The following is a 26813-nucleotide window of genomic DNA, read 5'->3' as shown; positions in this document are numbered from 1 at the left end:
AACGCTTGCGCCGGTCCTATCGTTGAGGGGCGCAACCCGTCTGCATCGAGCACGAAAGAGGAGCCTGTGGCCCGCCGTCCCACCCCGCCCGGCACGCCTGAACGCACCGGGGTCGGCCATGTCGCCGACCTGGTCCGCAACGCGATTCCCCCCTTGCATCCCGCCGGGCTTCCGTTCGTCGCCGTACCGCTGGCGGTCGCCGTGGCCGGCGGCAGACGCAAGTGGGTGCGCCGGACGGGACTGCTGGCCGCGGCGGTCTGTGCGACGTTCTTCCGGCACCCGAACCGGGTGCCGCCGAATCGCGTCGGCGCCGTGGTCGCCCCCGCCGACGGTGAGATCGCTCTCGTCGACAGCGCCGTTGCGCCCGCGGAGTTGGGCCTCGGCGACCAGCCGCTGCCCAGGGTCAGCATTTTCCTCTCCGTGCTGGACGTGCACGTGCAGCGAACGCCGGTCTCCGGCGTCGTGCGCACAGTGCTGCACCAGCCCGGCCAGTTCCGCTCGGCAGACCTGCCCGAGGCCAGTTCGGTGAACGAGCGCAACAGCATGGTGCTGGAAACGTCCGGCGGGCAGCAGGTCGTCGTCGTGCAGATAGCCGGGCTGCTCGCCCGCCGGATCGTCTGCGACGCCCAGGTCGGCGACGTGCTCACGATCGGCGACACCTATGGCCTGATCCGCTTCGGCTCCCGGGTCGACACGTACTTCCCGCCGGGCACCGAGCTGCTCGTCGAGCCAGGCCAGCGCACCATCGGCGGCGAGACCGTGCTCGCCGTGCTCGCGTCGACCGAGTCGTGATGGAAGCCGCGGTACCCACACAGCGGCGGCGGCGGACGATCCGGCTGCTGCCGAGCATCGTGACAATCCTCGCGCTGTGTGCGGGACTATCGGCGGTGAAGTTCGGCCTCGACGGCAAGCTCGACATCGCGCTGGCGATGATCGGCGCCGCGGCCGTGCTGGACACCCTCGACGGCCGCCTGGCCAGGATGCTCGACGCCACCACCAAGATCGGCGCCGAGCTGGATTCGCTGTCGGATGCCATTTCCTTCGGCGTCGCCCCGGCGCTCGTGCTCTACGTGACGTTGCTCAACAGCAACAGCGCGGGGTGGATCGTCTCGTTGCTATTCGCTGTCAGCATCGTGCTGCGTCTGGCCCGGTTCAACACCCTGATGGACGACGACACCAGGCCGGAGTGGGCGCGGGAGTACTTCGTCGGCGTGCCCGCTCCGGCGGGCGCGCTCATCGCCATGGTGCCGGTAGCGCTGTTCGTGCAGTTCGGCGACGGCTGGTGGGTCGGCTACTACGAGGTCGCGGTGTGGACGGTTCTCGCGGCGACGTTGTGCGTCAGCACGATTCCGACGCTGGCCATGAAGTCGGTGTCGGTGGCGCCGCAGGCGGCTGCCGGGTTGCTGGTGCTGGTCGCGCTGGCCGCGGCGGCACTGATCACCTACCCGATCGTGCTGCTGCTGGTCCTGGTCGCGTTGTATCTGGGACACATTCCGTTCGCCTGGCATTCCCAGCGGTGGGTGGCGGCGCGCCCGGAGACCTGGCAGCACAAGCCCGCCGAGCGGCGTGCCCAGCGCCGCGCGAACCGGCGGCTGCCCGCGATCCGGCGTCCGGCGATCCGCGGTTCGTCTGCGCGCCTGCGATTGCGCCGTCCGGGCGGCAAGCAGCGTCAAGAGGGAAATCCGCCGCCGGGCGCCGGCATTTCCTAGGCGGCTGCCTCGAGCCTGGGCCCCTGGCTACCGGAGCCGGTGTCCACCGCGCGCGGTGAGCTCGGTCCGCTGGAGACCATCGAAGAGCGCGAACTGGTTTCGCTCGCGCTGCCGACCGGCAAGTACGCGGCCGATGCCGCCGTCGCGCGGCTGCGCGGGGTCGAGCCGCGGCCACTGCGCTTCCGGTACCTGGTGCAGTGTCTGAGCCTGGGCCGTCGGGACGCGCTGCTCCAGTTCCTGCATGCGGACGATTCGCCGCGCCGAACCGTGCTGACCGGGCGGATCGCGGCCCGGGTGAAGGAAGGGATCGTGCGCGGCGCCGCGCGAGCAGTGCGGCCGTGAGCCGTTCGTCAACCCAAGGTTGACGCAAGCGGATCGTCAACCTATGGTTGACGTATGACATCTCAGTTTCGCCTCGACGATCTGATCGAGGGCATCAAGAAAGCCCGTCCCGACAACGTGCTCGAGCAGCTCTCCGACGCGGTGGTCGCGGCGAATCACCTCGGCGAAGTGGCCGACCACCTGATCGGCCACTTCGTGGACCAAGCTCGTCGCTCCGGGGCCTCCTGGACCGATATCGGCGTCAGCATGGGCGTCAGCAAGCAGGCCGCGCAGAAGCGGTTCGTGCCCAAGGCGCCCGACCCGGCCGGCGCCTCGGCGATGGACCCGAACGCGGGTTTCGCACGGTTCACCGTCCGGGCGCGCGCGGTGGTGATGGCCGCGCAGGAGGCCGCGCGCGCTGCGGGCAACCCGGAGATCGCCGTCGGGCATCTGGTGCTCGGACTGCTCACCGAGCCGGACAGCCTCGCGGTGCAGCTCATTACCCACGGCGTCGAGCTGGATGCGGTGGCCGCCGCTGCCGCCGCGTCTCTGCCGGCGAGTGCGGGCGAGGTCCCCGCGCTGATCCCGTTCGGCCCGGAGGCCAAGAAGGTGCTCGAACTCACGTTCCGCGAGGCGGTTCGCCTGGTGCACAACTACATCGGCACCGAGCACATCTTGCTCGCCCTGCTCGAACAGGAGAACGGCTCCGGTCTGCTCAGCGATCTCGGCATCGAGAAGGCGAAGACCGAAGCGCACCTGGTCGAATTGATCGCGTCGATCGTGCCCGGGAAACCCTGATTCCGCGATGGACGCCGGGAAGCTTCGGGTGGCGGCCGCCGTCGTGGTACCGCTGTTGGTGATAGGTGCGAGCGTGAACCGCCGATCAGATGTTCGGCACCGAATCCGCAACGTCGTCAACGGCTTCCGTGGCGCGCACGCAGCACGGGCGCGCCGTCGACGCGCGCTCCGCACCCACAGAGCCGGGATTGCCCGCCGGAGCGCTCCGGTCCCGTTCAGTGCGATGCGAGCCGCCTGAGCACTGCGCGCTACATCCGCCCGCGCAGACCTCCGCCCCACCGCGGCCAGCGGGCCTGCGGTTTCGGCTCGGACACCAGCGGGTCGCGGTGGATGTCGGTGACGTACAGGGGGAGGTGGGGGTCCAGCCGGGTGAGCAGTTCGAGGGCGTGTCCGCCCTGTGCCGCATGGTATTCCGGCATGGTCAGGCCGACGATCTGGAGGAATCGGACGCGGCCGTGCGGGGTATCGATGCCGCCGAGTTCCGGGTCGACCGCGAAGCAGACGGCGTGGATCGTGCACTCCGCGCGGCCGGTCGCGATCGGCCCGTTCGCCTTGATCGTGTGTCCCGGCTCGAACCACTTGCCGGACTGGAACACGTAGCGGGCCAGGTTCTGCAGGAAGTTCGTCGGCCACACCGGCGGCTCGGTCTCGTCTGCCTTCCGGACCAGGCGAAAGGTGAACTCGAAGCCCCAGCCGGATTCCTCGGGGTTGTCCCACTCCTTCTCGTACAGTTCGGTCATTCCGTAGCAGATGTAGTGCCAGTGCGGCACCGGCTCGGTGCGGGAGTACGCGCTGATCCCGTCGAGCGGGTCGGGTCCGCCGAGGGACCATGGGTGGTCGGGCGCCCAGTGGAAGGGCTCGATATCGCCGTACAGCGGCCGCAACGCGCCGTCGATGGCGTCCCAGCCGGGTTTTTCACTCACCCCGCCACCATAGGCATGCGCCGCCGGCCCGCATCCGGGGCATCGGAATGCCTTACTGGGTCAGGAATCCGGAACATTGCGGGCCAGCTCGTCCAGCCAGGCCGCCGCCGACGCGTCGCTCGGAGCGCGCCAGTCGCCGCGCGGCGAGAGCGATCCGCCGGAGCCGACCTTCGGCGCGTTCGGCAGCGTCGAGCGCTTGAACTGGCTGGTTTGCACGAAACGGCGCAGGAACTCGGCCAGCCAATGCTTGATCGTGGCCAGGTCGTAGGCGTTGCGCTGGTCGGCGGGCACGAGGTCGGGCCAGCGTCCGCGGTGCGGGTCGGACCAGGCGTGCCTGGCCAGGTAGGCGATGCGGCTCGGCAGGTAGCCGAAGCGCAGTAGGTAGTACAGGTGGAAGTCCTGCAACTCGTATGGGCCGACCGTGGCCTCCGAACTCTGGCTCGGCGCCGAGGAATCGGTGTGCGGAATCAGCTCGGGCGAGATCTCGGTCCGCAGGATCGACGAGAGGACCTCGCTCGCTTCGGGTCCGAACTGCGCAGTGTCCACCGCCCAGGCGATCAGGTATTTGATCAGTGTCTTCGGTACCGAGGCGTTGACGCTGTAGTGCGCCATGTGGTCACCGACGCCGAACGTGCACCAACCCAGCGCCAGTTCGCTCAGGTCGCCGGTGCCGACCACCAGTGCCCCGTGCTGGTTGGCCAGCCGGAACAGGTGCGAAGTCCGCTCGCCGGCCTGCACGTTTTCGTAGGTGATGTCGTACTGCTCCGCGCCGTCGGCCGCCGGGTGGCCCAGGTCGCGGAGCATCACGGTGGCCGAAGGGCGAATATCGATCTCCCGCGCCGACACGCCGAGCGCGTCCATCAGGCGGTGCGCATCGGTCCTGGTCCTGGTGCTTGTCGCGAATCCGGGCATGGTGTACGCGAGCACGTTCGCCCGCGGCAGGCCGAGCCGGTCCATCGTCTTGGCCGCCACGATCAGCGCCTGGGTGGAATCCAACCCGCCCGACACCCCGATCACCACGCGCGATAATCCGGTGGCGCGCAAACGCGTGCTCAAGCCCTCCACCTGGATGTGGTGCACCTCGGCGCAGCGTTCGTTGCGCAACGCCGGATCGGCGGGGACGTAGGGGAAGCGCTCGATGTCGCGTTTCAGCGCGACCGGTCCGTCGGGGACCGGCAACTCCACCTCGACGCGTCGCAGCGCGACCAGCCGTTCCCGATGATCGTGCACGTTGTCGGCGAAGCTGGTGGTGCGCAGCCGATCCGCCGTGAGGCGTTGGAGATCGAGGTCGGCGGTGACCAGTTGCGGATGATCGGAGAACCGCTCGCCCTCGGCGAGCAGGTCGCCGTTCTCGCAGACCAGCGCCTGTCCGTCCCAAGCGAGGTCCGTGGTCGACTCGCCGTGTCCGGCGGCCGAGTACAGGTACGTCGCGAGATAGCGCGCCGAATGCGACGTACACAGCGCCCGCCGGTAATCTGCCTTTCCGATCACGATATTGCTCGCGGACAGGTTGACCAGCACCGTCGCACCCGCCAGCGCGGCGAAACCACTGGGCGGCAGCGGAACCCAGCCGTCCTCGCAGATCTCCAGGTGGAATACGAACCCGTCCAGATTGCTCGCGCGGAACAGCAGATCGGACCCGAACGGCGCCCGCTGCCCGGCGATCGTGATGCGGTCCTCCAGCGTCTCCCGAGCCGCCGCGAACTGCCGCTTCTCGTAGAACTCCCGATAGTTCGGCAGGTAGCTCTTCGGCGCCACCCCGAGCACGACCCCGCGGCAGATCGCGATCGCGCAGTTGAACAGCCGGCCCTGCGACCGCACCGGCGCTCCGACCACGAGCACCGTGTCGATCTCCGCGCTCGCTGCGACGACCCGCGCGAGCGCCGCCTCGACCGCCGCGTTCAGCGCGTCCTGATGGAACAGGTCGTCGGCGGTATACGAGGACAAGCCCAGCTCGGGAAACACCGTCAGCACCACTCCGGCCGCCGCCGCCCGCACCGCCAGCTCCAGCGTCTGCTCGGCGTTGTAGCTCGGATCCGCCACCCGGACCCTGGGCACGGCCACCGCGACCCGCGCGAACCCGTGTCGGTACAGCGAATCGAATGGCACCTCGGCCACCACATCCCCCTTCGGGATCGACGCGAACCTGATCGTGGTCCATCCGGAATCTACGCCGGGTCGCCTACGTCGGCACGGCACCGCGTGTGCCCTTCTCGCCTCGACAGCGCTGTGACCTGTGGCTTTGTCGAAGCGTTCGGCTCGGGCGCGAGGGGGTCGGATCGTTCGAACCGGGCAGGGGGACCACTGGCGGCTAAGCTATAGCAATGGCGGATGACACCGATTCCGACCTGATTGCGGGGGAGCGGCGCGCTGATCTCCTGCGTGCGCTGTCTTATGTGTCCACCGAGTATCAGCCGGACGGCAGCTACATCGTGAACGGGGACCTCCCTCCAGACGTGGCGCCGCCGTTTATTCGCGCCATCATGCGGGTGGAGGCGGAGCTGTTGTTGCACGACGCCGAACTCGTCACCGTGGAGGGCGGCGAGCCACGCACCCCGGAGGAACGGCGCACCGACGCGTTCGTCGCCTTGGTACTCCGTGTCGACGACCGTCCCTAGACCGCTGCCGCGACGGCGGGTGACCTTGCACTCGCCACCCCTGAGTGCTAAAAAGGGCTTTGGCACTCTCGACCTGTGAGTGCCAGGTCGGGACGGTGAGACCGGGTTCCATCGACACCCTCGGTCGTCCGTCGCGGGCACCGAACCTGGCCAGCGTAAATGGGGCGATCCAACCTGCGGTCGCTCTGTGTGTCAGCCCCATATACATGTGGAGGATCTCAACGCAATGGCCAAGACAATTGCGTACGACGAAGAGGCCCGTCGCGGCCTCGAGCGGGGTCTGAACGCCCTCGCCGACGCGGTCAAGGTGACGCTGGGGCCGAAGGGTCGCAACGTTGTCCTGGAGAAGAAGTGGGGCGCCCCCACGATCACCAACGATGGTGTGTCCATCGCCAAGGAGATCGAGCTGGAGGACCCGTACGAGAAGATCGGCGCCGAGCTGGTCAAGGAAGTCGCCAAGAAGACGGATGACGTCGCGGGCGACGGCACCACCACCGCTACCGTGCTCGCCCAGGCGCTGGTGCGCGAGGGCCTGCGCAACGTCGCGGCCGGGGCCAACCCGCTCGGCCTGAAGCGCGGCATCGAGAAGGCCGTCGAGGCCGTCACCGCCAAGCTGCTCGACACCGCCAAGGAGATCGACACCAAGGAGCAGATCGCTGCTACCGCGGGCATCTCTGCGGGCGACTCGTCCATCGGTGAGCTGATCGCCGAGGCCATGGACAAGGTCGGCAAGGAAGGCGTCATCACCGTCGAGGAGAGCAACACCTTCGGCCTCCAGCTGGAGCTGACCGAGGGTATGCGCTTCGACAAGGGCTACATCTCGGGCTACTTCGTCACGGACCCGGAGCGTCAGGAAGCGGTCCTCGAGGACCCGTACATCCTGCTGGTCGGCTCGAAGGTCTCGACCGTCAAGGACCTGCTGCCGCTGCTGGAGAAGGTCATCCAGGCGGGCAAGCCGCTGCTGATCATCGCCGAGGACGTCGAGGGCGAGGCCCTGTCCACCCTGGTGGTCAACAAGATCCGTGGCACCTTCAAGTCTGTCGCGGTCAAGGCGCCCGGCTTCGGTGACCGCCGCAAGGCTCAGCTCGCCGACATCGCCATCCTGACCGGTGGCGAGGTCATCAGCGAAGAGGTCGGCCTCTCGCTGGAGACCGCTGGCGTCGAGCTGCTCGGCCAGGCGCGCAAGGTCGTCGTCACCAAGGACGAGACGACCATCGTCGAGGGCGCGGGCGACGCGGAGGCCATCAAGGGCCGGGTCGCGCAGATCCGTTCCGAGATCGAGAACTCGGACTCGGACTACGACCGGGAGAAGCTGCAGGAGCGTCTGGCCAAGCTGGCCGGCGGTGTCGCGGTGATCAAGGCGGGCGCGGCCACCGAGGTGGAGCTCAAGGAGCGCAAGCACCGCATCGAGGACGCCGTCCGCAACGCGAAGGCTGCCGTCGAAGAGGGCATCGTCGCCGGTGGTGGCGTGGCTCTGCTGCAGTCGGCTCCGGCGCTGGACGAGCTGAAGGTCACCGGTGACGAGGCCACCGGCGCCAACATCGTGCGTGTCGCGCTGTCGGCTCCGCTGAAGCAGATCGCCTTCAACGCGGGCCTCGAGCCCGGCGTTGTCGCCGAGAAGGTCTCGAACCTCCCGGCGGGCCACGGCCTGAACGCCGACTCGGGCGAGTACGAAGACCTGCTGGCCGCCGGCGTTGCCGACCCGGTCAAGGTCACCCGTTCGGCCCTGCAGAACGCGGCGTCCATCGCGGCCCTGTTCCTCACCACTGAGGCCGTTGTCGCCGACAAGCCGGAGAAGGCCGCCGCACCCGCGGCCGACCCGACCGGCGGCATGGGCGGCATGGACTTCTGAGTCCCGCCACCCGGCAAGACCTTTCGAACCGGAAGCCGGTCCACCTTCGGGTGGGCCGGCTTCCGGCATTTCGGGGATGGCGGTTCGGTCAGATTCCGTCGATGGTGACGACCGCGAAGGGAGTTGTCGGGCTGCCCGGGCCCATGGGGCCGCCCTTGTCGAACTGGGAGGAGACGATGAGCGTTCGGTCGCCGTCTCTGGCCACGGTGGTGGGAATGTCGAGGGATTGGTCGGTGAGTCGGCGATCCTGAGTGGCGGTGGCGCCATCGTCGGAGACGGTCCATCGGGCAATGGTGTCGATCGTGTTCTGGGCCACCCACAGCGTGTCGTCCCGCAGTTCGAGTCCGTCGCCTTTGGCGAAATCTCCGCCGTGCGCGGTCACCTCGGTGATCGGATTCGCCACCGGAGTCAGGGCGATGCGGTACAGATCGCCGCCTGTCATATCGACCGTCAGCAGGTATCGGCCTGTCGGGTCGGCGACGATACCGTTCAGGGAGAAGCCGCCCGGCTCGCTCGGCTCGATGACGGTGCGCAAGTCGAATTGCGGTGTCAGCTCGCTGTGTCCGCCCGGTGTGGCGGCGGTCAGCTGGTCGGGGGTGACGCGATAGATGACCGCCCGTGCGCTGTCGGTGAGGTACGCCGTGCCGTCCGGTGCGATAGCGAGGTCATTCACGAAGCGCGGGCCTGCGCCGGGCACGATGAAGTCGGCAAGCAGCGCACGGGTCGTGATGTCGTACACCGCGACTCCGGTGGTCGAGTCGGTCACCCAGAGCCTGCCCTGCCGGTCGACTTTCAAGCCGTTGGCGGTTTTGTGGCCGTTGCTGCCTTCCGGCAGGAAGACCTCGGCCTGGTGAGCATCCCGCGTTGCTCGATAGACGGCGCCAGTGGTGTAGGAGCCCACATAGGTTTCTCCCGTGCGTGAATCCACCGCGATGCCCTCCGGGTAGGCGCGGTCGCCGGGTAGTTCGTAGGCGGTGTGGACGTGGCTGGTGGGTGCGTCGGTCGAGCCGCAGGCGGCGAGTGCGGTGCAGGCGACCGCAGCGGCCAGGGCCGACATGAGGTGGTGCGGCGGTGTGAGAGACATCGGGTCTACCTCTTCGAGGTCATGCAGTCGAATGTAGTCACATTGAAATGTGTACTCGAAAATAGATTAGAACTCTAATGAGAGTCAAGAGCCTAATCATAGGTCGTGCAGATACCATGCCGTCATGACGTCCATGCCCGCCGCCGAACGCATCGGCTCGTACCTCAAGCGCGCCGAGCAGTCCCTGAACACGGCCAAGAACGCCGCGTTGAAACCGGCGGGCATCACCGTCTCGCAGTACGCCGCGCTGCTGTTCCTCAGCGAGAACCCCGGTATCTCGGCCGCAGCCCTCGCGCGGCTCTGCGGGGTGACCCCACCCACCATGAACACCGTCCTCGGCAATCTGCAGGACCGCGGCCTCATCGAACGCACCCCGCACGCATGGCACAAGAACGTCCTGGAGACAGCGCTGACCGAGAAAGGAGCGGCCGTCATGCGGGACGCGGACGCCCGCGCCATCCGTGTCGAACGCGCCCTGGCCACAGAGTTCACCGCAGCTGAACAGGCAACCCTGCAAGACCTGCTCACCCGCTGCACCGACAAACTCGACTCGATCCGCCCCGACCCGATCGCATAGCGGGCGCAGCAGGACGAAGTCCGCCGGCCGCTCAGCCGCCGAGCACGAAGGCCACGAGAAAGCCTGCCGCCGTAGCTATTCCGACCCACCAGCCACCCTCGCGGTAGGCCTCGGGCATCAGCGAGTCGGCGAGCACGGCGATCGTCGCGCCGCCCGCGAATGCCTGCACGATGCTGATATGCGTCGGGGAAAGATTGTCCGACAAGGCGTTTCCGAGAACAGTGACCAGCACGAGCACGAAGGCGGTGATCGCCCAGAGCCAGAGGGTGCGGCTGCGTTCGACCCCGTGCTGGCCGCGCATCAGCGCGGCCCCGCTGATCGCCTCGGGGACGTTGCCGACCGCCACCGCCACCAGCAGCACCAGCCCGCCGCCACCGGCGAGGGAGACGCCGAGCGCGGTGTTCTCCGGAACACCGTCGAGCACCGTGCCGAGCATCAGGGCCCAGCCGAGCGCGCGCGGTCCCAATTTGTTCTCGATGAGATGGTTGGCCACCACGTAGACGCCGGCGCCCGCGAACAGGGCGAGCCCGGCTATCGCCGCCCCCGCCTGGTGGAATGCGGGCTCGAACAGCTCAGCCGACACCGCGGCGATCATCGTGCCCGCGCCGAAAGCCATCAGTGAGGCGAGCACCGCCGTCGGCAGCTGCCATCGCAAGCCGATCCCGGCGCCGACGACGAGTGGTACGGCCGTCCCGAGTCCGTAGAGCAGCGCGGTCAGCATGGGGATCACCCTAGGTCAGAGCAAATGCACCGCCCCGGTCAGCAAAGAAACGGACCCTGGTCGGCTCGTTGGGGCCGGTAGCGCTTCGGTGGGGCCGGAAGTGTCGATGCGTGCCCGGGATGGTGTGCTGGTAGCGCCGTCGTGGTTGAGAGGCGCTCGTTCAAGGTGGTGGCGGCGCCGGTTGGGCCATACACCGCGACCGGTCTCGGTGCGGACCGGTAGGGCGCGCTGTCTGCCGGCGAGTGCAACCGTCGCGACCAGACCCGCGGCATCTGGGTACCGCACAGCGAAACATGCCAGCGTCGCCGCCAGGTGGCGAAGCGCCGTCGGTCGTACGCTGAAACCATGTCTGACCGTGGTCTGGTCCGAGGCGTGCTCTACGACATCGATGGCGTGCTGGTGACCTCCTGGCAGGAGATCGACGGCGCCGCCGCCGCGGTGCGGCGGGTCCGCGAAACCGGTTTGCGCCGGGCATTTCTCACCAACACCACGTCGCGGACCTGCGCTGAGATCGCGGAACGCCTGTGCGCCATCGGAATCGAGGTGGACCCGGCCGAGATCGTCACCGCGGCGCGGCTCACCGCCGAGTTCGTGCGCCGCCGCTACCCCGGCGCGGCCGTCTGGGTGCTGAACCACGGCGACATCGGCCCCGACCTCACCGGTCTGACGCTCGACGACGACCATCCGGATGTAGTGGTAATCGGCGGCGCGGGAGCGGAATTCACGCACCGGGCGCTGAGCCGAGTGGCTGAGCTGATGCTGAACGACGTCCCCGTCGTGGCCATGCACAGCGGGCTCACCTGGGCGACGGCCGACGGACTGCGCATCGACGCGGGCGCCTACCTGCCCGGCCTGGAGGCGGCGGGCAACGCGCGCATCGAAGTGGTCGGCAAGCCCGCTGCCCCTGGCTTCCGCACCTGTGCGGAACTGATGCGGCTCGACTCGTCGGAGGTGTTGATGATCGGTGACGACCTGCATTCGGATGTGCTTGCGGCACAGGAGGTCGGGCTGACCGGCGTACTGGTGCGCACCGGAAAATTCCGAGCCGAGGTGCTCGACGCATCGGCTGGCGCACCCGACCACGTCATCGACTCGGTGGCCGCGTTGCCCGCTTTGCTTGCCGGCCTGGCGAACCGACCGTAACCGGCGAACAGGACTGTGTGTGCCAAAAAATTCTATATACTCCCTTTAAAATCAGCAGCAGCCGTGTAGGGTCTGAATATCGTCCGTTTCGGCAAACAGTCAGTCACACGGTCGGATTGGAGTAGCCGAAGGCTTATTTTCGTCGAGCGCGGTTGTTTGCGCACTACTGCATGGGCAGAGCAATGCGCCTGATCCGCCGAGTGGGTAACCGCTTGGCCAACTTTCGGCTAACTCGGTGTCGGCCGAACGTTGTAACGAAGGGCCCGATCCCTGACGATAGGATGGGGCCGTTCTGTATTGTCTGGCCCAATGTCACAGGATGCGAATACGGGTCGAATGTATGCCGGGCAACCCGTAGAGGACCGGCAACGTCAGCGGCGTGCGCGTTTTCTGGAGTCAGGCCTGACGGTCTTCGCGCGCGACGGCTACGCCAATAGTTCGGTCGGCGCCATCTGCAAGGACGCCGGTCTCTCCTCTCGGCAGTTCTACGAGGAGTTCACCGGGCGCGAGTCCTTACTCCTAGAGCTCTACGAGCAGATCGACCGGGAGTCGCGCGACGCTGTGACGAAGGCGTTGGACGCGACGTCCGACGTGGGCGCGCTCGACATCATCGACGCCTCCGTTCGCGCCTATGTCGAATCCATCGGATCCGATCCGCGCAAGGCGCGTGTCGCGCTGGTCGAAGTCGTCGGTGCAGGCCCGAAGGTGGAGAAGTACCGCCTCGAGCAGCGCCGGGTGTGGGGCTCGCTGCTGGCGAGCGCAGCCGAGGACGCGGCCAGGCACGGCGAGATCCCGACCGGCGACTACGAGATGCGGGTGCACGCGATCATCGGCGCTGTCAACTGCGTGGTGGACTCGTGGAGCGGTGCGGACCCGCGCCCACCGCTCGATGACGTGATCCGGGTGTTGAGCAGGGTGATCATCGGCGCGGTCGGCGCGTAGCGCGTGAGCGTGCACTACGGGGCACGGCCGGCACGGTAGCGTGCGCACATGCAGACAGTTCCGATCCAGATGCCGGATGGCAGCACCGTGCCGGTTCGGCTGATCCCGGCCGAGGGCGTGCACCGGCATCCGGTCAGGCCGGACGCGCCGCGCCCGGTCCTGGTGATCGTGCCTGGACTCGGTGTTCCGGCGGGGTACTACGAACTGTTCGCGTCGGATCTGGCGGCGCGCGGGTTCGATGTGGCCATCGGCGAGCTGCGCGGCAACGGTGACAGCAAGCCGAAGCCGAGTTCCGCCAGCACCTTCGGCTACCACGAGCTGGTCTCGGTCGATTTCCCGGCGATCTTCGAGGTGGTCCGCGACCAATTCCCGGACAGCACGCCGTATCTGCTCGGCCACAGCATGGGCGGACAGCTCGCCGTGATGTACGCCGCGCGCATCCGTAGCAGGCTCGGCGGGCTGATTTTGATCGCATCGGGCACTCCGTATTACCGTGGCTACCCCGGATTTTCGGGGCCTGGCATGTTGTTCGGGACGGCGGCGATCTCGCTGACCGCGAACCTGGCGGGCTTCTGGCCCGGCGACCGGATCTCGATGGGTTTCGGCCGCCAGTCCAAGGTGCTGATCTCGGACTGGGCGAGGCTGGCGCGCACCGGCCGGTTCGTTCCGGTGGGCGCGGACATCGACTACGAGGAGCGGATCGCGCGGCTGAAGCTGCCCGTCCTGTCCATCACGATGACCGGCGACGATCTCACGCCGCCCAGCTCCGCCGATCATCTGTTGGAGAAGCTGCCGAACGCGGAGGTGACGCGGTGGCGGCAGCCGGAGGAGCTGGGCCACAACGGCTGGATCCGGCAGTGCACCAGCACGGTCGACCAGATCGAGAAGTGGCTGCGCGATCGTTAGGCTGTCCCGATGTCGAATGAGCGACGGCAGCAACAGCATCGGGAAATCGTCGCGGAGTTCCACGCCGGGGCGGGAAGGTCGGCGGGCAGTTCGCGAACGTGAACCTGCTGCTGCTCACCACGACCGGCGCCCGCAGCGGCGAGCAGCGCACCTGACCGCTGGGCTATCAGCGCGACGGCGACCGCGTGGTGGTATACGCCGCCAACGGCGGTCGGCCGAATCGTCCCGGCTGGTACTACAACTTGCTCGCCGATCCCGCGGCGACCGTGGAGATAGGTACCGAATCACTGCCTGTGGTCGCCGAACTGGCTCAGGGCGCGGACCGGCAGCGGCTGTGGGACAAGCAGGTGGCGGTGACGCCGTTCCTGGCGGATTTCGCGGTGGCGGTGCCGTGGGAGATCCCGGTGTTCGTGCTCGTCCCGGCCGCGAGCGAGTCTCGGGACTGACTTCGCGGTCGGTCGCGCCGAGTTCAGGATCCGCCGCCCAGGTGACGCCCGAATCCATCGAGCATCGCATCGAGGCCGATCTCGAAGTGATCGACGCCCGCGGCGGCATCAGCGGCTGCGGCAAGCGAGTTGTACTCTGGCGCACCCGATTCCGGTTTCTTGCTGCGCTGGGCGGCGACGGCGCCCACGGCATGGCCGAGGATGTGGCCGATCACGTATTCGCGCAGGCAGCGGGCGAACTGCACCGCGACCACGGGAGCGAATCCCGCTTCCTGTAGATGTTCCACCATCCGGTTGCCGGTCTCGATCGCCTGCTTACTACGCACCGGCCGGGTCGCGAACACCGGCACGGCATTCGGGTGTCGCCGCAGCGTCGAGCGCAGCCGGTGCGCGTAGGCGCCCATGAGGTCGCGCCAATGCTCGTGCCAGGGCAGCGTTTCCATGTCCAGCTCGACGAACATGGCGGCCGCGATACCGTCGAAGAGATCCTGCTGGTCGGTGTAGTGCCGGTAGGCGGCCATCGGGTCAGCGCCCAGCGCCGCGCCCAGTTTGCGCATCGTGAAGCCCTCCAGCCCGGTCTCGTCGATCACGCTCAGTGCCACGGTGGCGATGTAGTCGCGATTCAACGTGGTGCGCGTGGTCGGGCGAGGACGCCGCGTTCCCGGGCTCATACGACCATGTCGTCGAGGACAGCCGTCAGGTGCTCGGCGAATTCCGCGGGCTGCGACTGGAACGGTACGTGTCCGCCTGGGAATTCGGTGATCTGCCTGCCCAATTCGGCGGCAAGCGCCTCGGTGGCGACGTAGTACGGACGCCCGGCGCTTTCGGTTCCGACGGCCAGGCGCCACGGCACGTCAACGCTGCGTAGCGCCGCGAGATCCGGGCGGTGGTCGAAGCAGAAGGCGGGAAGTTCTCGCCGCAGCAGCAGATCGGTGTTGCCGAGCATGCGCGTCATCGTTGCGGGCCGCCGATGGGTCACCCGGTGCACGAGTGAGCCGACCGTCACGGCCGATCGACCCGCTCCGGCCAGAACTGCCTGGCCGAACGACGAACGCAGCGCTGCGGGCAGGTGTGGTGCGGTCATCGCGCCGAAGGCGGCGAACGCCCGCATCGGACTTCGCTCCACAGCGAGCTCGCCGATCCGCGCGATCTCCTGTCGTGCCGGACTATCCTCCGGCAGGAGCTGCACGAGCGGTGCTTCGTGTACTACCGCGTCGAGCACGCGGTCGGCGTGATGCGCGAGCAGCTCGAGAGTGATGATCGCGGCCCCGCTGTTGCCGAACATATGGGCGCGCTCGACATCATAGGCGTCCAGGACCGCGACGACGTCGTCCGCCTGCGTCGCCGGATCGATCCTGGCGGTAGGTCCGGTGAACGGACTGCGCGAGTTGCCACGCCGGTCGAAGGTGAGCACGGTATAGCGCTCGGCGAGCAGTGGGACGACCTGCTCGTACATTCCTGCGTCGCCACCACCGCCTGAGATGAGCACCAAGACCGGACCGGTCCCCGCTGCTTCGGTGTGCAGCCTGGCGTCGGGCACATCCACCATCCGCACTGCGGCGGTTCCTGTCATGAGAATCGCTCCCCTGGACTCGATATCTACGTTGTAGATGAAGTCTACACAGTAGATATGGAGATCAGTAGAGGTCCACAGGTCTCGAACACACTCGATCTCCGACGCCTTCTGAGGCGAACGGCACAGGTAGATCCCCGATGCCCGGGTATCCGGTACGCATCGGCCCACACGAGATCGCGCGCGAGGCGGCGACGCACTTCGGATGGGCCGGACGGCTACCCGCGTCGTTCGATCAGCATCTGGGTGAAGAACTCGTAGATCAGCGCGGCCTGGAAGGCGGACTGCTTGTTGTCGGCGGCGCCGCCGTGGCCGCCCTCGATGTTCTCGTGGTACCAGAACTCGTGGCCCTGCTCCTCCAGCAGCGCGGCCATCTTGCGGGCGTGACCGGGGTGCACCCGGTCGTCCCTGGTCGAGGTGGTGAGCAGGATCGGAGGGTAGGCGAGGTCGGCGCGGGCATTCTGGTACGGCGAGTACTTGCCGATGTACTCCCACTCCTCCGGCTTCTCCGGGTCGCCGTACTCGGCCATCCACGAGGCGCCCGCGAGCAGCAGATGGTAGCGCTTCATATCGAGCAACGGCACCTGGCAGACGATCGCGCCGAACAGGTCGGGGTAGCGGGTCAGCATCACGCCCATCAGCAGTCCGCCGTTGCTGCCGCCCACCGCGCCGAGCTGTGCCGCGGTGGTGATGCCGCGTGCGACAAGGTCTTTCGCGATCGAGGAGAAGTCTTCGTACACCTTGTGCCGGTTGGCTTTCTGCACCGAGGTGTGCCACTGCGGCCCGTACTCGCCGCCGCCGCGGATGTTGGTCATCACCCAGGTGCCGCCGCGCTCCAGCCAGCCCATACCGGACGCGCCGCTGTAACCGGGGGTGCGCGACACCTCGAAGCCGCCGTAGCCGGACATCACCGTCGGGCCGGGCGCGCCCTTGCGGTCGCGATGCCGGATCACGAAGTACGGCACCATGGTTCCGTCATCGGACTCGGCAAAGAACTGCTCGGTCTCGACACCGTCGGCGTCGAAGAAGCCCGGCTCCTGCTTGAGCTGCTCGGTGCGCCCGCCGACGGCGCTGGCCAGCAGCGTGGCCGGCGTGGTGAACCCGCTGGTGGTCAGCATGAATTCGTCGCCACCCTCCAGCGGGTCCAGGTTCAGCACGCTGGTGGTCGCCATCGGCGGAGTGTCGGCCAGCGGCTCGCGCTGCCAGCCGTCGGCGGCAGGGGTCAGGACGTAGAGCTTGGTCTGCACGTCTTCGAGCGTGATCAGCAGCAGGTGGTTCTCGGTCCAGCCGTAGCCGTGCAGCGAGGTGTGCGGGTCGGGAGTGAAGATCAGCTCGAATTCCCTTGCACCGGCGAGGAACTTCTCGAAGTCGATGGCCAGCAGCGCACCGGCGGGATAGCTGGCGCCACCCACCTCCCATGGCGACTTCAGCCGGACCAGCAGCCAATCCTTGTACCAGGATTCGGTCGCGTCGGTGGGAAGGTCGAGATGGCGCAGCGTGCCGTCGTCCTCGAGCAGGTAGACCTCTTCGTTGAAGAAGTCGGTGGCGCGGCCGACGAAGTGCCGTTCGTAGCCGGGCGTCCGGTCGTACCCGGCCGACACCGCGATGTCACCGGCCTCGCCCTCGAAAACTGTTTCCGCGTCGGCTGATTCGGTGCCGCGCTGCCACCGCTTCGCGATGCGTGGATACCCCGAATCGGTCAGCGAGCCGGGACCGAAATCGGTACCGACGTACACCGAGTCGATGTCGATCCAGCGAATCTCCGATTTCGCCTCCGGTAGGAAGTACCCCCCGTCGGCGGGATCGATGAACGCCCTGCGCTCGATGTCGAACTCGCGCACCACCTTGGCGTCCGCGCCGCCGCGGGACAGGCTGATCAGCGCGCGGGATTGTTCCGGACGCAGCACCGCGGCCCCGCCCCATACCCAGTTCTCGTCCTCGGCGGTGGCCAGCGCGTCCAGATCGATCAGCAGGTCCCAGCCCGGGTCGTCCTTGGCGTACTCGGCGAACGTGGTGCGCCGCCAGAGGCCGCGCGGGTGCTCGGCATCGCGCCAGAAGTTGTAGAGCCAGCGTCCGCGCCGCCCTGGGTAGGCGATCTTGGTGTCCGTGTCGAGCATGTCGAGGATGCGGCGCTCGAGCCCGCGAAACCGTTCCGACTCGGCGAAACGCTCGACCACGACGGCGTTGTGCGCGCGGGCCCAGTCCAGGGCGCGCTCGTCGGTCACTTCTTCGAGCCAGAGATAGGGGTCCGTCGCATTCTGCTCAACACCGGTCATGTCCACATTGTTGCCGAGCGGCACAACCCGGCGTCACCAGGAGTGCGCTACGTCGACCACGACGCGCGACCCACTGCCCGGTCCGGCCAGCCTGTGCACCTGAAAGGGCAACCGAGCGCGCACGCCGAGTCCGACCGTGGTCTGCCCCTCGAACGATCCGGCCCAGGCCACCTGGCGGAAGGTCTGGTATTCGCCGACGTCGGCCAGCTCCGCCCGGTTCTCGGGTTGGTAGGTGGCGTTGCCCGCCTCGTCGTAGGCGGGTGCGCCGACGACGATGTTGAGCAACGCCCCGCCGCGCAGCGGGACGATTGCTCCGGAGCCGTCCATGACGACCCGATCGACATAGCCGACGCGATACCCGGTCGCCGGTCCGGCAATGTCGAACACCAGTCGATCGAAGCATTCGTGCCGACCTGACCGCACACCGGTGATCGGCGCGCGCGATTGGTCGGGGCTCGCCTGGTCCAGCGAATCCCAGGCCGATCCACAGTCCGGCGCGGCGGCCGCCGTTGCGGGAGCGATCCAGAGGCCGACGAATGTCACGAGTGAGACGAACAGGAGAACCAAGCGACGCATGGTCGCACCGCCTTCAGGACGAAGGGAATGACGTACTGGTGCATCGGTCGTTACGGACACCCTGTTACGAGTCGACGAATGCCGAAATACGTTGGTGACGTGGGCCGATCGCCCGCAGCAGTCAGTGTAGCGATTCGATATTTGCTGGGTGCTGCCGCGTGCTCCCGGCGGCCAGTAGGATCGCTGCTTCAAGGCCGATCCGACCAGGAGGTTCGAGGTTGCCACCGTTTCTCTGGGAGCAGCACTGCTGTCTGCCGCTGTCGCCCGCGGCGCGGATCTCCGACCTCGCGCGGTATCCGCCCGGGTCGTATCTGTCGGTGAATGTCGGATACTCCCGCCAGTCGACCGCCGACTCGCTGACGTTGCTGCACCGGTTTCGCCGGGATGTGCAGGCGGACGGACGGTTTCGGCTGGTGCGCGGAGTCGGCGATATCGGCGGCGACACCATCGCACTGGCATTCGACCTGGAGGACTCGGGGCCGCTCGGCGGAGATCTGGACAACGTCGAGCAGTTCTACGAGCTCGGTGTTCGCTCGCTGCTTCCCACCTACAACCACGCCAACGCCGCTGGTTGCGGCTGCCTGGATGCGGACGACACCGGGCTCACCGCCTATGGGCGCGATCTTGTGCGCAAGCTCGACGAAGTCGGGGTGTTCGCCGACGGGTCGCACTGCTCGCGGCGCACCGGCCTGGAACTGTCCGAGCTGAGCGCGGCGCCGATGATCTACAGCCACTCGAATTTCGCCGCGCTGTGGAACCATCCGCGCAACATCACCGACGAGCAGGCCAGCGCGTGTGCCGCGACCGGCGGCGTGATCGGGATCAACGGTGTGGGGATCTTCCTGGGGCACAACGCGGTCGACGAGCGGGCCGAGCGAGTGGCGGCGATGGCGGCGCACATCGAGTACGGGGCCGCGCTGGTCGGGATCGAGCACATCGGGGTGGGATCGGATTATTCGTTCGATGCGGAGGACTTCAACGACGAGCTGAGGCAGAATCCGGACGCCTTCTCGGCGATGTACACCACATGGGGTCCGCTGCAATGGGTTCCGCCGGAGGACCTGCTCGGCGTCACCGAGCTGCCCGGTCTGGACGCGGCGCTGGCCGGCCGCGGGTTCAGCGTGGCGGATCGGGCGGCGGTATTCGGTGGCAATTTCGCACGGATCGCCGGGCAGGTCTGGGCTTGAACGGAGATCACCCCAGCCGTACCGGCATCTTGCAGTAGGGTCCTGGATCGGCTGCCACTCGGGGGCAGAGCGACGGAGACTCCGGTGTGGTCCGTCCAGCAGATCCGGCGACGGAACGGCGGCGCCGTTGGGGCAGGTGTCGAACGGACCGGCGCTGGGACGGACACCGGACCGCGTCCGATCCACCACTGCTGACGTGCCCAGACCAACCGCCGGGACCTACCCGATCTGCGCCGTCGATGGCGTTGGTTCCAGCCTGGTGTGGCGGGTGTCTCACTGTTGCGGGGGACCGGTGGGTGAAGTTCACCCGACGGAGTTAGGCTCGCACATGTGACTTCCCATTACGATGTTGTCGTTCTCGGTGCCGGTCCAGGCGGTTACGTCGCCGCCATCCGTGCGGCACAGTTAGGCCTGCGTACCGCGATCGTCGAGCAGAAGTATTGGGGTGGGGTGTGCCTCAATGTCGGCTGCATCCCGTCCAAGGCGCTGCTCCGGAATGCGGAACTGGCACACATCTTCACCAAGGAAGCGAAGACCTTCGGCATCTCCGGTGAGGTGAACTTCGACTTCGGCGTCGCGTTCGACCGCAGCCGCAAGGTCGCGGACGGCCGGGTCAAGGGCGTTCACTTCCTGATGAAGAAGAACAAGATCGACGAGTTCGACGGCAAGGGCACCTTCACCGGACCCAACTCGCTGTCGGTCGAGCTCAGCAAGGGCGGCACCGAGACGGTCACGTTCGACAACGCGATCATCGCGGCGGGCACCGTCACCAAGCTGCTGCCCGGCACCCAGCTGAGCGCGAACGTGGTCACCTACGAGGAGCAGATCCTCACCCGCGACCTGCCCGGCTCGATCCTCATCGTCGGCGCCGGTGCGATCGGGATGGAGTTCGGATACGTCCTGAAGAACTACGGCGTGGACGTGCGCATCGTCGAGTTCCTCGACCGCGCCCTGCCGAACGAGGACGTGGACGTCTCCAAGGAGATCACCAAGCAGTACAAGAAGCTCGGCATCACCATCACTACCGGTGCGGCCGTCCAGTCCATCGACGACGACGGCGCCAAGGTGACCGTCTCGATCAAGGACAACAAGACCGGCTCGATCGAGACCGTCACCGTCGACAAGGTGCTGCAGGCCGTCGGCTTCGCGCCGCGCGTCGAGGGCTACGGCCTCGAAACCACCGGTGTGCAACTCGAGCGTGGCGCCATCGTGATCGACGACCACATGCGCACCAACGTGCCGAGCATCTACGCCATCGGTGATGTCACCGCGAAGCTGCAGCTCGCGCACGTCGCGGAGGCGCAGGGTGTGGTCGCGGCCGAGACCATCGCCGGCGCGGAGACCGTCACCCTCGGTGACTATCGGATGATGCCGCGCGCTACCTTCTGCCAGCCACAGGTCGCCAGCTTCGGCTTGACCGAGCAGCAGGCCCGCGACGAGGGCTACGACGTGAAGGTCGCGACTTTCCCGTTCACCGCCAACGGCAAGGCGCACGGCCTCGGCGACCCGACCGGATTCGTGAAGCTGGTCGCCGACGCCGAGTACGGCGAGCTGCTCGGCGGTCATCTCATCGGACCGGATGTCTCGGAGCTGCTGCCCGAGCTCACGCTGGCGCAGAAGTGGGACCTGACGGTCAACGAGCTGACCCGCAACGTGCACACCCACCCGACCCTCAGCGAAGCCCTTCAGGAAGCCTTCCACGGCCTGGCCGGGCACATGATCAACTTCTGATCCGCGTGTCGTCCTCGAACGGCCCGGCCCGGGCGGTCATGCCCCGGCCCGGGCCATTCGTGCGGTTGCTGCTCGGCGCCGTGCTCGGCGGCTGTGCCACCCTGGCGATCGTCCTCGCCGACACCGCCCTCCACCGGTTCGAAGCGGTGCAGCGCATGGCGCAGCCGGAGCACGTCGAGTATCCCGAGGACACCGCGACCCATTACGTGGGCATCGTGCGGAAACGCAGCTGGCTGCTCGGCCGTCCCCAGGCCTACGAGGTGTACACCGGCCGGTCCTCCGATCTGATCTACGGACATTTCATCGAGATCGCCATCACGAACGTTGAGCGTCCGGTCCTGCGGGAGGCGGACTGGCGGCCGGAAGGCGTGCACATCCGATTCGAATCGGGCCACGAATTGTTCATTCCCGCGGAGGCATTCCTCGGCGGACGCTGAGCGAGACCGCCCGTGCCGTCTCTGGAGCGGCGAGTATCTGGGCTTCTCGGGCAAGGGTTTCCGGACCGGTAGCGACGTCGGAAATCGGCGTCGGCATCGGTGGTCTGCTATACAGCGAGCATGCTTCGCAGATTGCTGCTCGGAAGTGTGCCGGTGCTCGTCGCCGTGATGCTGCTCGGGGTGGGCACCTACTATCTGATGAACGCCCGCACGTTCCAGCTGGGCGGTCACGTGGTGAACCGGGTGCACACCGACGCGAAAGTTGTCGCTCTGACCTTGGACGACGGGCCGACGGACCGGGCACCCCAGGTGCTGAAAGTTCTCGCCGATGCCCAGGTTCCAGCCACGTTCTACCTGAACGGCCGCTATCTCGCGGCGCATTCCCAGTACGGGCAGGCGATCGCCGCTGCCGGCCACGAGATCGGCAACCACACCTTTTCGCATCGGCGGATGGTCTTCGTGACCCCCGGCACCGTCCGCGACGAAGTGGAGCGCACCGACGCCGAGATCATGAAAACCGGTTATATCGGCCCGATCACCTTCCGCCCGCCCTACGGCAAGAAGCTCTTGATGCTGCCGCACTACCTCGCCGAGCACAACCGCGTCACGGTGATGTGGGACGTCGAACCCGATTCCGGCAAGGGCGCCACGGCGGGCGGGATCGTCGCCGATACCGTCGAGAAGGTCCGCCCCGGCTCGATCATCCTGCTGCACGTGATGCACGGAAGCACTGCCGCGCTGGACGCCATCCCGCGTATCATCGCCGAATTACGTTCCGCGGGATACCGTTTCGTCACCGTCTCCGATTTGATGTCCCGCTGAGCTGCTCGCTGGACCGACCGTATCCGGCATTCGCGCCGGCCTCACCCGCTGGTTGGCTGCGGGGTCGGGCTCGCCGGCGACTCAGAGCATGCCGTAGGCGTGGGTGGGGGTGAACAGGACGAGGGCCCGGCGGTCCTCGACCATCGCGGTGCGGTATTCGGACCAGTCCGGGTGTTCGCCGGAGGCGGTGCGGTAGTAGTCGACGAGCGCGTCGACCGTGGCGTCATCCGGGGAGGCGGCGACGGGTGTGACTTCCACTGTGCCTTCGAGGACCGCGTAGGCGAAGAAGTCGTCACGGGTGACGTGAATCGCGGCCCACGGGTCGCGGACCAGGTTGTGGTACTTCGCCCGGTCGGCGGTGATGGAGATGTGAATGCGGCCGTCGTCGCCGACGACGTGCAGCACGTTGGACAGTTGTGGGCGCCCGTTGCGGCGGATCGTGGTGAGCACGGACCTGCGGTGGTTCCGTGCGAAATCGACTGCGGCGGCGAGTTCCATGCCCGTGTAACCGCCTGTGCTGCCGGTGTCTTCCCGTACGAGCAGCGGTTCGCTCAGTCGCGGTGATAGGCCGCCTGCGCCTCGTGGACGCGTGGCATGTTCGTTTCGACCAAGTGGATGAGCGCTTCCAGGTGCGCGGCGACCTCGGAGCCCAACTCGGTGAGGGTGTACTCGACGCGAGGAGGGATGGTCTCGTGCACCTCGCGGTGCACCATGCCATCGCGCTCGAGTGCCTGCAGGGTCTGTGACAGCATGCGCTCGCTCACACCGTCGACCCGTCTACGCAGGGCGCTGAATCGGTACGGACCCTCGCGGAGCGCGACAAGCGCCAGCGTGCCCCAGCGGCTGGCCACATTCTGTAATACCGGCCGGGACGTGCAGTTCCTGGCGAAAACGTCGGCTTCCAGCGTGGGATCGTCGGCGTCCACCGACACAGTTCGCTGGGTGCTCATGATTCAGATAGTACCCAGCTTGACCAGAGTGCTGTAGAAATGCATAGTACTTACCAATAGTTAGTGCTAGCAGAACATACCTAGGGAGGTAGTCATGACCGTCGCAGTAACCGGGGCAAGTGGACAGCTGGGCCGACTCGTGGTGGAGGCGCTGTTGCGCGAGGGACCGACGCCGGTCGTCGCGATTGTGCGCGATCCGCGGAAGGTCGCCGACCTGGCCGAGCGTGGTGTCGATGTCCGGCAGGCCGACTATGACGATGCGGCGGCGCTGGACAAGGCGCTCGACGGCGTCGACCGGGTGCTGCTGGTCTCCGGCAATGAATTCGGTGCGCGCGTAGCCCAGCACACGAACGTCATTCGCGCCGCCGAACGTGCAGGCGTTGAGTTGCTCGCCTACACCAGTATTCCGAACGCGACCGACAATCCGCTGATTCTCGCGCAGGAGCACAAAGGGACCGAGGCGGCACTCGCCGAATCAACTGTGCCGCACGTCATTCTGCGCAACAGCTGGTACTGGGAGAACTACCTCGGTGGCCTCGCGCATGCGGTGGAGTCGGGCGTGCTGCACGGCGCCGCGGGCGGGGGCCGGGTGGCGGGCGCGTCGCGCGCCGACTACGCCGACGCGGCCGCCAGGGTGCTGACCACGGACGGTCACGCGGGACGGGTTTATGAACTCGGTGGCGACGAACGGCTCACCTACGCCGAACTGGCCCAGGTGATCTCGCAGGCGGCGGGCAAACCGGTGCGCTACGAGAACCTGCCGGAGGCGGAGTACGCCGCAGGGCTGCTGCAGGCGGGGCTGCCCGCCGCCTACGCCAACGGGCTCGCCGACGCCGACACCGGAATTTCCCGAGGCATACTCGATGTGCAGTCCGGCGACCTGCGGGAGCTGCTCGGCCGCCCCGCCACTCCTGCGGTCGAGGTATTCCGCGCGGCGCTCGGCTGAGGCAAGCGTCCGCCTCCGTGACGACGTCGCGACGACGTCGGGCAAGCAAGGGGGCGAATGGCGAATGTCAGGTGCTGCTGCGGTCAACTCGCTACGACGCCGCATCGGTACGACCACGATTTTCGAGCGTAGCGAGACCGAGCATTGCCTGTTCGCGGCCCGGCCCGCGTCCGAGTGGCCGACGCGTTCGCGACGAAGTCGCCAGCGTCGGTCGCTCAGACGCGAGCCATTGGGGGGCGCGAACACGCAGCGCCGCAGGCGCTGCAAAACAAACACAGCGCGGCCGAAAACACCTCTCATACCCACTGCACCAGTTGGATGATGATCCCGTTCGGATCGCTCATCTGGAAGTACCGTTCGCCCCACTCCTCGGTCTCGACGGGCGTCACGATCGACACCCCCTCGCCGCGCAGCCGGGCGTATTCGGCATCGATATCGTCCACGACGAACACCACGAGCAGTCCTTCGCCCGCGCTGCCCGCCGCGCTCTTCGGCTTGAACGTCGCCAGCCCGGTGCGCAGGTAGATCACGTTCAGCCCAGCGTCGTGCCGATCCAGGGAAACGAAACCGTCGGCCGACATCTTCTCCTCGAATCCGAGGTGGTCGACGAGGAACTTCGCCGAGGCCTGCGGGTCGGGGACGTTGAGTGAGATGGCGGAAGCGGTGATGTTCATAGTCCTCCTCGGTTTGCCGGCATTAATTCTATACTAAGTAGATTGTACTTTGTAGAGAAATCTCCAGCCGTCGTGCTGTGAGCTGGATCACGTCGATACGATCGGGATTCGAGCGGATAGGAGGCAGCGTGGGACAGCCGAAGGAGCGCAGCAGCGCGGGCGACCCCGTGCGCACCCTGGAGTTGCTGTGGCGGGTTCCGGCGAGCCCCGGCCGCGGACCGAAGCAGCGCAGCAGCGTCGAGGCGGTGGTCGCGGCGGCGATCGAGATCGCCGACTCGGCGGGCATCGGTGCGCTCACCATGCGCGCGGTCGCCACCGAGCTGGGCCTGACCCCGATGGCCACCTACACCTATGTGCCGGGCAAGGCGGAATTGGTCGACCTCATGCTCGACACGGTGTATGCGGAGATGGCGCGCGCCGATCTGACCGGCCTGTCCTGGCGTGCACGGGTCACCCTCGTCGCCGCGGAGAACCGCGCCATGCTGGCCCGCCATCCGTGGGTCGCCTACCTGCCGACCACCCGTCCACCGCTCGGCCCCGGCCTCGCCGCGAAATACGACCACGAGCTGCGGGCGTTCGACGGTCTCGGCCTCGATGACGTCACGATGGACGCCGCCCTGACGTTCGTGCTCGGTTTCGTCACGTCCGTCGCCCGCATCGCCATCGACACCGAGCGCGCCGCCGCGGACAGTGCGATGTCCGACCTGCAGTGGTGGGAGCGCGCCGCCCCGCTGCTGGAGCAGGTCTTCGACGTGCGGCGCTATCCGCTGGCCGCACGTGTCGGCGCGGCCGCGGGCCAAGTCCACGACGCTGCCTACAGCGCTGACCACGCCTATGAATTCGGGCTGGCCCGGGTACTGGACGGGCTGGCCCGCCACATCGAGGGAACGCGCGCCTCCTGATGCCGAACCTAGACGCGGTCGGGTTGGATGCGCAGGGCGGTGATAGTGGCTGCGAGGCCCTCGTATTGGTTGACCAGCAGGACGATTTCGATCAGGCGGCGCTCGTCGTAGTGCTCCGCCAGCGCGGCCCACGTGTCGTCGTCGAGGTCGCGTGTTTGCACCAGCTGATCCACTGCGGTGAGCAGCGCCCGGTGCTTGTTCGACCAACCCTCCGCACCCGGTCCGCCGCGCAGCCGGTCGAGGATCTCTCCGGTCACCCCGGCTCGCCTGCCGAGCCGGATGTGATGGTCCAACTCGTAGTCGCACCGGCGCAGATGCGCGACGCGAATGATGACCAGCTCCGATTCGTGGCGCGGCAGCCGTCCGCCCGGCATGAGCTTGCCCGAGTAGTGCAGCCAGCCGCGGAACAGGCCCCGCGTCCGACCGAGCGTGCTGAACAAGTGTGCGTCGTCGGTACCCGCAGCGCGGGAAAGTATCTGCCAGGCCACCCAATTGATCGGGCCCAGTTCCCGGAGTCGTCCGGGCGAGATGCGTGGTCGCAGCGCTGAAACCATGCTTGGTCGCCACCTCCGCGTGGTGTTGTGCGGCCGGCGCCGGTGCCGGCCGAGTAGTGAGCCTACCGTGCGGTAGGCCGCGGATCGCGGAACCATTCTTTTGCTTTCCAGTGGTTTTCGGGCGGATACCCCGTCATCATCAGTA

General features: G+C 67.4%; 28 protein-coding genes and 1 pseudogene. 17 read left to right on the top strand and 12 right to left on the bottom strand.

Annotated features, from left to right (window positions below; translation table 11 throughout):
* Nucleotides 1-66: 66 nt before the first annotated feature.
* Genes AB4Z47_RS06380 through AB4Z47_RS06365 form a run of 4 tightly spaced genes read left to right on the top strand, consistent with a single transcriptional unit; the run spans nt 67 to nt 2828 of the window.
* Complete coding sequence (locus tag AB4Z47_RS06380) at nt 67-792, top strand: phosphatidylserine decarboxylase (protein WP_441948621.1); 726 nt, start codon at nt 67-69, stop codon at nt 790-792.
* Nucleotides 792-1709, top strand: a complete 918-nt coding sequence (locus tag AB4Z47_RS06375; RefSeq protein WP_441948620.1) for a CDP-alcohol phosphatidyltransferase family protein — start codon at nt 792-794, stop codon at nt 1707-1709. Before AB4Z47_RS06380 ends, AB4Z47_RS06375 begins: the two co-directional genes overlap by 1 nt.
* A gap of 39 nt (nt 1710-1748) precedes the next feature.
* Nucleotides 1749-2051, top strand: coding sequence for a hypothetical protein (locus AB4Z47_RS06370; RefSeq protein ID WP_441948619.1), 303 nt, complete (start codon nt 1749-1751; stop codon nt 2049-2051).
* A 54-nt stretch (nt 2052-2105) separates the two neighbouring features.
* Nucleotides 2106-2828 (top strand): Clp protease N-terminal domain-containing protein, encoded by a 723-nt coding sequence (locus tag AB4Z47_RS06365; protein WP_441948618.1) that lies wholly within the window; start codon nt 2106-2108, stop codon nt 2826-2828.
* A 248-nt stretch (nt 2829-3076) separates the two neighbouring features.
* Here AB4Z47_RS06365 and AB4Z47_RS06360 read toward each other — a convergent pair whose 3' ends face one another.
* Entirely contained in the window at nt 3077-3751 is a 675-nt protein-coding gene (locus AB4Z47_RS06360) for a suppressor of fused domain protein (protein ID WP_441948616.1), read from the bottom strand.
* Nucleotides 3752-3811: 60 nt separating this feature from the next.
* Nucleotides 3812-5869, bottom strand: coding sequence for an NAD(+) synthase (locus AB4Z47_RS06355; RefSeq protein ID WP_441948614.1), 2058 nt, complete (start codon nt 5867-5869; stop codon nt 3812-3814).
* A gap of 206 nt (nt 5870-6075) precedes the next feature.
* Between AB4Z47_RS06355 and AB4Z47_RS06350 the strand changes: the two genes are divergently transcribed.
* Nucleotides 6076-6369, top strand: a complete 294-nt coding sequence (locus AB4Z47_RS06350; protein ID WP_441948612.1) for a hypothetical protein — start codon at nt 6076-6078, stop codon at nt 6367-6369.
* Nucleotides 6370-6595: 226 nt separating this feature from the next.
* A complete protein-coding gene (gene groL, locus AB4Z47_RS06345; RefSeq protein WP_441948610.1) occupies nt 6596-8221 on the top strand; it encodes a chaperonin GroEL in 1626 nt (541 codons plus the stop codon).
* An 88-nt stretch (nt 8222-8309) separates the two neighbouring features.
* On the opposite strand, the gene AB4Z47_RS06340 is transcribed toward groL, so the two are convergent.
* Nucleotides 8310-9305: an SMP-30/gluconolactonase/LRE family protein gene (locus tag AB4Z47_RS06340; RefSeq protein WP_441948608.1), complete on the bottom strand. Its 996-nt coding sequence runs from the start codon at nt 9303-9305 to the stop codon at nt 8310-8312.
* Between the two features lie 124 nt (nt 9306-9429).
* Between AB4Z47_RS06340 and AB4Z47_RS06335 the strand changes: the two genes are divergently transcribed.
* Nucleotides 9430-9882, top strand: a complete 453-nt coding sequence (locus tag AB4Z47_RS06335) for a MarR family winged helix-turn-helix transcriptional regulator (RefSeq protein ID WP_441948606.1) — start codon at nt 9430-9432, stop codon at nt 9880-9882.
* A 31-nt stretch (nt 9883-9913) separates the two neighbouring features.
* Here AB4Z47_RS06335 and AB4Z47_RS06330 read toward each other — a convergent pair whose 3' ends face one another.
* Nucleotides 9914-10603, bottom strand: coding sequence for a ZIP family metal transporter (locus tag AB4Z47_RS06330; protein WP_441948604.1), 690 nt, complete (start codon nt 10601-10603; stop codon nt 9914-9916).
* A 345-nt stretch (nt 10604-10948) separates the two neighbouring features.
* Between AB4Z47_RS06330 and AB4Z47_RS06325 the strand changes: the two genes are divergently transcribed.
* From AB4Z47_RS06325 to AB4Z47_RS06310, 4 genes and pseudogenes are all read left to right on the top strand, one after another.
* Nucleotides 10949-11746 (top strand): HAD-IIA family hydrolase, encoded by a 798-nt coding sequence (locus AB4Z47_RS06325; RefSeq protein WP_441948602.1) that lies wholly within the window; start codon nt 10949-10951, stop codon nt 11744-11746.
* A 309-nt stretch (nt 11747-12055) separates the two neighbouring features.
* Nucleotides 12056-12688 carry a TetR/AcrR family transcriptional regulator gene (locus tag AB4Z47_RS06320; RefSeq protein ID WP_441948601.1) on the top strand — a complete coding sequence of 211 codons (633 nt, stop codon included), beginning with the start codon at nt 12056-12058 and terminating at the stop codon, nt 12686-12688.
* A 48-nt stretch (nt 12689-12736) separates the two neighbouring features.
* A complete protein-coding gene (locus AB4Z47_RS06315; protein WP_441948599.1) occupies nt 12737-13594 on the top strand; it encodes an alpha/beta hydrolase family protein in 858 nt (285 codons plus the stop codon).
* A gap of 71 nt (nt 13595-13665) precedes the next feature.
* Nucleotides 13666-14040: pseudogene (locus AB4Z47_RS06310) on the top strand (nitroreductase family deazaflavin-dependent oxidoreductase); the annotation flags it as partial.
* Nucleotides 14041-14063: 23 nt separating this feature from the next.
* Here AB4Z47_RS06310 and AB4Z47_RS06305 read toward each other — a convergent pair.
* From AB4Z47_RS06305 to AB4Z47_RS06290, 4 genes are all read right to left on the bottom strand, one after another.
* Entirely contained in the window at nt 14064-14711 is a 648-nt protein-coding gene (locus AB4Z47_RS06305; protein ID WP_441948598.1) for a TetR/AcrR family transcriptional regulator C-terminal domain-containing protein, read from the bottom strand.
* The gene (locus AB4Z47_RS06300) at nt 14708-15613 is read right to left on the bottom strand and encodes an alpha/beta fold hydrolase (protein ID WP_441948596.1); all 906 of its coding nucleotides are present in this window, start codon (nt 15611-15613) and stop codon (nt 14708-14710) included. The genes AB4Z47_RS06305 and AB4Z47_RS06300 overlap by 4 nt, the downstream gene beginning before the upstream one ends.
* Nucleotides 15614-15831: 218 nt before the next feature.
* Nucleotides 15832-17889: a prolyl oligopeptidase family serine peptidase gene (locus tag AB4Z47_RS06295; protein WP_441948595.1), complete on the bottom strand. Its 2058-nt coding sequence runs from the start codon at nt 17887-17889 to the stop codon at nt 15832-15834.
* 33 nt (nt 17890-17922) lie between these two features.
* A complete protein-coding gene (locus tag AB4Z47_RS06290) occupies nt 17923-18465 on the bottom strand; it encodes an AMIN-like domain-containing (lipo)protein (RefSeq protein WP_441948593.1) in 543 nt (180 codons plus the stop codon).
* 218 nt (nt 18466-18683) lie between these two features.
* Here AB4Z47_RS06290 and AB4Z47_RS06285 point away from each other — a divergent pair, with 218 nt between their 5' ends.
* The 4 genes from AB4Z47_RS06285 (at nt 18684) to AB4Z47_RS06270 (ending at nt 22642) form a co-directional block, all read left to right on the top strand.
* Nucleotides 18684-19652, top strand: coding sequence for a dipeptidase (locus AB4Z47_RS06285; RefSeq protein WP_441948592.1), 969 nt, complete (start codon nt 18684-18686; stop codon nt 19650-19652).
* Between the two features lie 330 nt (nt 19653-19982).
* Nucleotides 19983-21383 carry a dihydrolipoyl dehydrogenase gene (lpdA, locus tag AB4Z47_RS06280; protein WP_441948590.1) on the top strand — a complete coding sequence of 467 codons (1401 nt, stop codon included), beginning with the start codon at nt 19983-19985 and terminating at the stop codon, nt 21381-21383.
* Nucleotides 21384-21388: 5 nt separating this feature from the next.
* The gene (locus AB4Z47_RS06275) at nt 21389-21820 is read left to right on the top strand and encodes a hypothetical protein (protein ID WP_441948589.1); all 432 of its coding nucleotides are present in this window, start codon (nt 21389-21391) and stop codon (nt 21818-21820) included.
* 120 nt (nt 21821-21940) lie between these two features.
* Nucleotides 21941-22642: a polysaccharide deacetylase family protein gene (locus tag AB4Z47_RS06270; protein WP_441948587.1), complete on the top strand. Its 702-nt coding sequence runs from the start codon at nt 21941-21943 to the stop codon at nt 22640-22642.
* Between the two features lie 81 nt (nt 22643-22723).
* On the opposite strand, the gene AB4Z47_RS06265 is transcribed toward AB4Z47_RS06270, so the two are convergent.
* Both AB4Z47_RS06265 and AB4Z47_RS06260 read right to left on the bottom strand, forming a co-directional pair.
* Entirely contained in the window at nt 22724-23140 is a 417-nt protein-coding gene (locus AB4Z47_RS06265) for a PPOX class F420-dependent oxidoreductase (RefSeq protein ID WP_441948585.1), read from the bottom strand.
* A gap of 53 nt (nt 23141-23193) precedes the next feature.
* Nucleotides 23194-23592: a winged helix-turn-helix transcriptional regulator gene (locus tag AB4Z47_RS06260; RefSeq protein WP_441948584.1), complete on the bottom strand. Its 399-nt coding sequence runs from the start codon at nt 23590-23592 to the stop codon at nt 23194-23196.
* Between the two features lie 94 nt (nt 23593-23686).
* Here AB4Z47_RS06260 and AB4Z47_RS06255 point away from each other — a divergent pair, with 94 nt between their 5' ends.
* On the top strand, nt 23687-24538 hold the full coding sequence (locus tag AB4Z47_RS06255) for an SDR family oxidoreductase (protein ID WP_441948583.1): 852 nt from the start codon (nt 23687-23689) through the stop codon (nt 24536-24538).
* A gap of 296 nt (nt 24539-24834) precedes the next feature.
* On the opposite strand, the gene AB4Z47_RS06250 is transcribed toward AB4Z47_RS06255, so the two are convergent.
* Nucleotides 24835-25212 (bottom strand): VOC family protein, encoded by a 378-nt coding sequence (locus AB4Z47_RS06250; protein ID WP_441948582.1) that lies wholly within the window; start codon nt 25210-25212, stop codon nt 24835-24837.
* A gap of 128 nt (nt 25213-25340) precedes the next feature.
* Between AB4Z47_RS06250 and AB4Z47_RS06245 the strand changes: the two genes are divergently transcribed.
* Nucleotides 25341-26114, top strand: coding sequence for a TetR/AcrR family transcriptional regulator C-terminal domain-containing protein (locus AB4Z47_RS06245; RefSeq protein ID WP_441948580.1), 774 nt, complete (start codon nt 25341-25343; stop codon nt 26112-26114).
* Between the two features lie 8 nt (nt 26115-26122).
* Here the strand turns inward: AB4Z47_RS06245 and AB4Z47_RS06240 are convergent, their stop codons facing one another.
* On the bottom strand, nt 26123-26668 hold the full coding sequence (locus AB4Z47_RS06240; protein ID WP_441948578.1) for a carboxymuconolactone decarboxylase family protein: 546 nt from the start codon (nt 26666-26668) through the stop codon (nt 26123-26125).
* Between the last annotated feature and the right edge of the window lie 145 nt (nt 26669-26813).

Source organism: Nocardia sp. 2TAF39 (genome assembly GCF_052114905.1).
GTDB lineage: Bacteria > Actinomycetota > Actinomycetes > Mycobacteriales > Mycobacteriaceae > Nocardia.
The sequence above is the reverse complement of the archived record's forward strand: the minus strand, read 5'-3'. Positions and strand labels throughout refer to the sequence as shown.

Bases quoted from the DNA above. Each gene is read 5' to 3' on its own strand.
- AB4Z47_RS06270 (WP_441948587.1), top strand. From the start codon at position 21,941: ATGCTTCGCAGATTGCTGCTCGGAAGTGTGCCGGTGCTCGTCGCCGTG.
- AB4Z47_RS06260 (WP_441948584.1), bottom strand. From the start codon at position 23,592: ATGAGCACCCAGCGAACTGTGTCGGTGGACGCCGACGATCCCACGCTG.
- AB4Z47_RS06330 (WP_441948604.1), bottom strand. From the start codon at position 10,603: ATGCTGACCGCGCTGCTCTACGGACTCGGGACGGCCGTACCACTCGTC.
- AB4Z47_RS06305 (WP_441948598.1), bottom strand. From the start codon at position 14,711: ATGAGCCCGGGAACGCGGCGTCCTCGCCCGACCACGCGCACCACGTTG.
- AB4Z47_RS06295 (WP_441948595.1), bottom strand. From the start codon at position 17,889: ATGACCGGTGTTGAGCAGAATGCGACGGACCCCTATCTCTGGCTCGAA.
- AB4Z47_RS06325 (WP_441948602.1), top strand. From the start codon at position 10,949: ATGTCTGACCGTGGTCTGGTCCGAGGCGTGCTCTACGACATCGATGGC.
- AB4Z47_RS06375 (WP_441948620.1), top strand. From the start codon at position 792: ATGGAAGCCGCGGTACCCACACAGCGGCGGCGGCGGACGATCCGGCTG.
- AB4Z47_RS06340 (WP_441948608.1), bottom strand. From the start codon at position 9,305: ATGTCTCTCACACCGCCGCACCACCTCATGTCGGCCCTGGCCGCTGCG.
- AB4Z47_RS06265 (WP_441948585.1), bottom strand. From the start codon at position 23,140: ATGGAACTCGCCGCCGCAGTCGATTTCGCACGGAACCACCGCAGGTCC.
- AB4Z47_RS06250 (WP_441948582.1), bottom strand. From the start codon at position 25,212: ATGAACATCACCGCTTCCGCCATCTCACTCAACGTCCCCGACCCGCAG.
- AB4Z47_RS06255 (WP_441948583.1), top strand. From the start codon at position 23,687: ATGACCGTCGCAGTAACCGGGGCAAGTGGACAGCTGGGCCGACTCGTG.
- AB4Z47_RS06315 (WP_441948599.1), top strand. From the start codon at position 12,737: ATGCAGACAGTTCCGATCCAGATGCCGGATGGCAGCACCGTGCCGGTT.
- AB4Z47_RS06320 (WP_441948601.1), top strand. From the start codon at position 12,056: ATGTCACAGGATGCGAATACGGGTCGAATGTATGCCGGGCAACCCGTA.
- AB4Z47_RS06300 (WP_441948596.1), bottom strand. From the start codon at position 15,613: ATGACAGGAACCGCCGCAGTGCGGATGGTGGATGTGCCCGACGCCAGG.
- AB4Z47_RS06365 (WP_441948618.1), top strand. From the start codon at position 2,106: ATGACATCTCAGTTTCGCCTCGACGATCTGATCGAGGGCATCAAGAAA.
- AB4Z47_RS06350 (WP_441948612.1), top strand. From the start codon at position 6,076: ATGGCGGATGACACCGATTCCGACCTGATTGCGGGGGAGCGGCGCGCT.
- AB4Z47_RS06290 (WP_441948593.1), bottom strand. From the start codon at position 18,465: ATGCGTCGCTTGGTTCTCCTGTTCGTCTCACTCGTGACATTCGTCGGC.
- AB4Z47_RS06335 (WP_441948606.1), top strand. From the start codon at position 9,430: ATGACGTCCATGCCCGCCGCCGAACGCATCGGCTCGTACCTCAAGCGC.
- AB4Z47_RS06240 (WP_441948578.1), bottom strand. From the start codon at position 26,668: ATGGTTTCAGCGCTGCGACCACGCATCTCGCCCGGACGACTCCGGGAA.
- groL (WP_441948610.1), top strand. From the start codon at position 6,596: ATGGCCAAGACAATTGCGTACGACGAAGAGGCCCGTCGCGGCCTCGAG.